Below are 4304 nucleotides of genomic sequence, written 5' to 3'. Positions count from 1 at the left end.
CGCGCGGCCGCGTCGGCCGCCGCGCGCGCATCGTCGACCGTACAGGCAGGCGCGGCCGACGCCACTTCGCCGTCGAGCGGGTTGCGGCGCACGAAGGTCGCGCCGCTGGACGAATGGCGGCGTTGGCCGCCGATCAGCATCGATACGGTTTGCATGAATTCTCCGGAACGACACGCGATGCGCGTCAGGCCACCTCGACGTCGACGACGACGGGCGTATCGGCCCGCAGCGCATCCGTCAGCGTGTCGCGCAGGCGCGCGGCATCGGTGACGCGGATGCCGCGGCATCCCATCCCTTGCGCGAGCGCGACGAAATCCAGGTCGGGCAGATCGGTGCCCTGCACCGGATCGTCGGGACCGAAACCGAACACAGGTGCAAAGTCCTGCAGCGCCGCGTAGCGGCGATTGTTCAGGATCACGAACGTGATCGGCAGCTTCTGCTGCGCGGCGCTCCACAACGCCTGGATCGAATAGAGGCTCGACCCGTCGCCGATCAGCCCGATCACGCGCCGCCCCGGCTGCGCGAGCGCGACGCCGACCGCGGCCGGCATCCCGTAGCCGAGTCCGCCGCTGTCCATCGTGTAGAACGTGCCGCTGCGCGTGAACGGCAGGTGCGTCTGCATCACCGGCCGCGCGCTCGGCGCTTCCTCGACGACGATGTCGTGCGCGTCGCGCAGGTCGGCGAGCGTCTGCAGCGCGAACGCCACCGACATCCGCTCGCCGGCGGCCGGCGCTTCCGCGCGCGGGCGCGGCGGCCGCGGCGCGGGCATCGGCCGCTCGGCCGGCGCCGGCCGGGCCAGCAGGTCGCGCGCGGCGAGCCGCAGGTTGCCGACGACCGCGTCGCCCGACGGCGTCCACGCGGCGATGCCCGGATCGTCGACGAGCTGCACGAGCGTGGCGCCCGGCGGCACATGCGGGCCGAAGCCCTCGACGTGATAAGTGAACGCGGGCGCCCCGAAGGCGAACACGAGGTCGTGCCCGTCGAGCCGCGCGACGATCTTCTCGCGGATCGCGGGCAGGAAGCCGGCGAATAGCGGATGGTCCTCGGGAAAGCTGCAGCGCCCCGACATCGGCGCGACGTACACGCTTGCGCGGTGCCGCTCGGCGAGCCGCACCACGTCGTCCCACGCACCAGCCCGATCGACGGCCGCGCCGACCACCAGCGCGGGACGCCGCGCGGCATCGAGCGCGTCGCCGAGCCGGGCGAGCGCGTCGGGATCGGGCCGCACGACGCTGCTCACGTCGCGGCGCGGCAGCAGCGCGGCCGGCTGGTCCCAGTCGTCCACGGGGATCGACACGAACACCGGCCCGCGCGGCTCCTGCATCGCGATCCGGTAGGCGCGGGCGATGGCGGCCGGCACGTCCTGCGCGCGCGCGGGCTCGATGCTCCATTTCACGTACGGCTTCGGCATCTCGGCGGCCTGCGTCGCGCCGAGGAACGGATCGAACGGCAGGATCGCGCGTGCCTGCTGGCCGGCGGTGACGATCAGCGGCGTGCGGTTCCTGAACGCGGTGAACAGGTTGCCCATCGCGTTGCCGACGCCGGCCGCCGAATGCAGATTGACCACCGCCGCATTGCCGGTGGCCTGCGCATGACCGTCCGCCATCCCGACCACGACGGCCTCCTGCAGGCCGAGCACGTAGCGGAAATCGGCGGGGAAATCGCGGAACATCGGCAGCTCGGTCGAGCCGGGGTTGCCGAACACGCGATCGATGCCGAACTGGCGAAACAGGTCGATGACCGCGTCGCGGACGGTGATCGGGGCGGCGGATTGGGACGGGGTGCCGGACATGCTCGGGCGTCTCCTCGGTGGCTTGGCGGTTTCCACAGTATCGAAGCGCGAGTCATTCTCGGATACTGTATTTTCTGCGAAAAGCCATTACGATTCGGCATGACTTTCGATCTCCGGCAATTGCGTGCATTCACGACCATCGTCACGTGCGGCAGCCTGGGCCGCGCGGCCGACGCGCTGCACGTGACCCAGCCGGCGCTCAGCCGGATCCTGAAGCGGCTCGAGGACCAGGTCGGCGCGCCGCTGTTCGAGCGTCACTCGAAAGGCGTGCAGCTGACCGCATTCGGCGAGGCACTGCTGCCACACGCGACGCTGCTGCAGCACGAGGCCGAGCACGCGCGCGAGGAGCTCGATGCGATGCGCGGGTTCGCGAAGGGCACGATCAAGGTCGGCACGGTGGGCAGCATCGCGAGCCTCGTGCTGCCGGTCGCGGTCGGCCGCGTGCTCGACCGCTGGCCGAACCTGCGCGTCGAGATTCTCGAAGGCGTGTGGGACCGGCTCGCTGATGGCCTGAACAAGCACGAGATCGACCTCGCGCTGTCCGCGCACGGCCCCGACACCGACGAGATCGTCGCGATCCCGGAGTGCCGCTGGGAGGATCGCAGCCATATCGTTGCGGCGCCGCACCATCCGCTGCGCGCGCTCGGACGCGCGCCGACGCTCGCCGACACGCTGCACGCGCGCTGGGCGATTCCGCCGCGCGGCACCGCGCCGTTCGACCACATGCGCGCGACCTTCGACGCGCACGGGCTCGCGCTGCCCGACATCGCGGTCGAGACGCGCTCGGTCACGACGCTGAAGAGTCTAGTCGCGCACGCGGGCTTCCTGAGCTGGATGGCCGAACCGATGTACGGCGCCGAACAGCGCGCCGGCACGATCGACACGCTGCCGGTGCGCGAAGTGGTCGCGGTGCGCACGCTCACCGCGTTCCGCCGCCGCCACGGAATCCTGCCGGGGCCGGCCGGCAAGCTGCTCGACGAACTCGTCGCGCTGACACGCGATGCGCGCGACGCACGCTGACGCCCTCCCGCCCCCGCAGCGCACCATCGAAATGCCGTGTCGTCGCCTTGACTTTCGTTCGCCCGAATACGATCATTCGCTCACATGATGAGCAAATGATCGTATTCGACGCCGCGGATCGTGGGTGCTGCTGCCAGGCCGGCCGGGATCCGATCGCGACAGGAGACACCGGATGACCGAATCGCCCTCCGCCCGCACGCCCGTGCTGCTGCACATCGGCGCAGGCTCGTTCCACCGCGCGCACCAGGCGTGGTATCTGCATCGCGTGAATGCGGCCGTGCCGGCCGGCGAGCGCTGGTCGCTGACCGTCGGCAACATCCGCGACGACATGCGCGCGACGATGGACGCGCTCGCCGCGCAGCACGGCGCGTACACGCTCGAAACCGTCACGCCGCAAGGCGAGCGCGCGTACGAGACGATCCGCGCGATCTCGCGCGTGCTGCCGTGGTCGATCGACCTCGCCGCGCTGATCGAGGCCGGCGCCGACCCGGCATGCCGCATCGTGTCGTTCACCGTCACCGAAGGCGGCTACTACCTCGACGAACACAACCGGCTCGATATCGCGAACGCCGATCTCGCGGCCGACCTGCAGGGCGCGCGCACGACGCTGTACGGCGCGCTCGCGGCGCTGCTCGCCGAACGCGTGGCGCGCGGCGCGGGCCCGCTCACGCTGCAGAGTTGCGACAACCTGCGCAACAACGGCGCGCGCTTTCGCGCGGGCATGCGCGAATTCCTCGAACGGCGCGGCGAGGCCGGCCTGCTCGCGTGGTTCGATGCGAACGTCGCGACGCCGAGCGCGATGGTCGACCGCATCACGCCGCGCCCGACCGACGACGTGCGCGAACGCGTGCGCGCGGCCACCGGCGTCGACGACGCGTGCCCGGTGATGGGCGAATCGTTCATCCAGTGGGTGATCGAGGACCGCTTCGCGGCCGGCCGGCCGCGCTGGGAGCTGGCCGGCGCGGAACTGGTCGACGACGTGCACCCGTACGAGGAAGCGAAGATCCGCATCCTCAATGCGACGCACAGCTGCATCGCCTGGGCCGGTACGCTCGCAGGCCACACGTACATCCACGAGGGCACGCACGACGCGGCGATCCGCCGCTTCGCGCACGACTACGTGACGCAGGACGTGATCCCGTGCCTCAGCCCGAGCCCGCTCGACCTCGAACGCTATCGCGACGTCGTGCTCGAACGCTTCGGCAACCCGTACGTGCTCGACACGAACCAGCGCGTCGCGGCCGACGGCTTCTCGAAGATTCCCGGCTTCATCGCGCCGACCCTCGTCGAATCGTTCGCGCGCGGCGCGGCGCCGGTCGCCACCGCGGTGCTGCCGGCGCTGTTCCTGCGCTTTCTCGAACGCTGGGCGCGCGGGCTGCTGCCGTATGAATACCAGGACGGCGTGATGGATGACGGCACCGCGCGGGCGATCGTCGAAGCCGACGACCCGGTCGTTGCGCTGTGCGCGAGCCGCGCGCTGTGGGGCTCGCTA

General features: G+C 71.0%; 3 protein-coding genes and 1 pseudogene. 2 read left to right on the top strand and 2 right to left on the bottom strand.

Annotated features, from left to right (window positions below):
• Nucleotides 1–155, bottom strand: a pseudogene (locus F3J14_RS33745) (salicylaldehyde dehydrogenase); the annotation flags it as partial.
• A 29-nt stretch (nt 156–184) separates the two neighbouring features.
• Nucleotides 185–1792, bottom strand: coding sequence for a benzoylformate decarboxylase (mdlC, locus tag F3J14_RS33740; protein WP_166726597.1), 1608 nt, complete (start codon nt 1790–1792; stop codon nt 185–187).
• A 99-nt stretch (nt 1793–1891) separates the two neighbouring features.
• Here mdlC and F3J14_RS33735 point away from each other — a divergent pair, with 99 nt between their 5' ends.
• On the top strand, nt 1892–2812 hold the full coding sequence (locus F3J14_RS33735; RefSeq protein WP_166726596.1) for a LysR family transcriptional regulator: 921 nt from the start codon (nt 1892–1894) through the stop codon (nt 2810–2812).
• Between the two features lie 172 nt (nt 2813–2984).
• On the top strand, nt 2985–4304 hold a 1320-nt coding region (gene dalD, locus F3J14_RS33730; protein WP_166726595.1), incomplete at its 3' end, for a D-arabinitol 4-dehydrogenase.

It is taken from the genome of Burkholderia sp. Tr-862, assembly GCF_011753085.1.
Classification (GTDB): domain Bacteria; phylum Pseudomonadota; class Gammaproteobacteria; order Burkholderiales; family Burkholderiaceae; genus Burkholderia; species Burkholderia ambifaria.
The sequence above is the reverse complement of the archived record's forward strand: the minus strand, read 5'-3'. Positions and strand labels throughout refer to the sequence as shown.

What these genes read in the sequence shown, in the direction of transcription:
- mdlC (WP_166726597.1), bottom strand. Translation starts at nt 1,792, where the DNA reads ATGTCCGGCACCCCGTCCCAATCCGCCGCCCCGATCACCGTCCGCGAC.
- F3J14_RS33735 (WP_166726596.1), top strand. Translation starts at nt 1,892, where the DNA reads ATGACTTTCGATCTCCGGCAATTGCGTGCATTCACGACCATCGTCACG.